Annotated in this window: 1 tRNA gene; it reads left to right on the forward strand. The window is 46.0% G+C overall.

The features are described from left to right. Positions 1–65: 65 nt before the first annotated feature. Positions 66–139, forward strand: a tRNA-Gly gene (locus tag L21TH_RS00355). Positions 140–328 lie beyond the last annotated feature (189 nt).

Below are 328 nucleotides of genomic sequence, written 5' to 3' on the forward strand. Positions count from 1 at the left end.
GGGCGGACTGTAAATCCGCTGGCACAGCCTTCGCAGGTTCGAATCCTGCCCCCTCCACCAAGCATGCGGGTGTAGCTCAGTGGTAGAGCCCTGGCCTTCCAAGCCAGTTGCGAGGGTTCGATTCCCTTCACCCGCTCCACAAAAACGCTGCTGTGGCAGTGAAATGTAAAATATAAAATAATATTCAAAATAATAATCATTGTGATTTTGGAAAATAAATAGTATCTGATTTTCAATTTTAAATTTTCAATTCTGACGAAGTCAGTACATGCGCCTATAGCTCAGCTGGATAGAGCAACGGACTTCTAATCCGTGTGTCGGGGGTTCG

It is taken from the genome of Caldisalinibacter kiritimatiensis (assembly GCF_000387765.1).
In the GTDB taxonomy this organism is placed as follows: Bacteria; Bacillota; Clostridia; order Tissierellales; family Caldisalinibacteraceae; genus Caldisalinibacter; species Caldisalinibacter kiritimatiensis.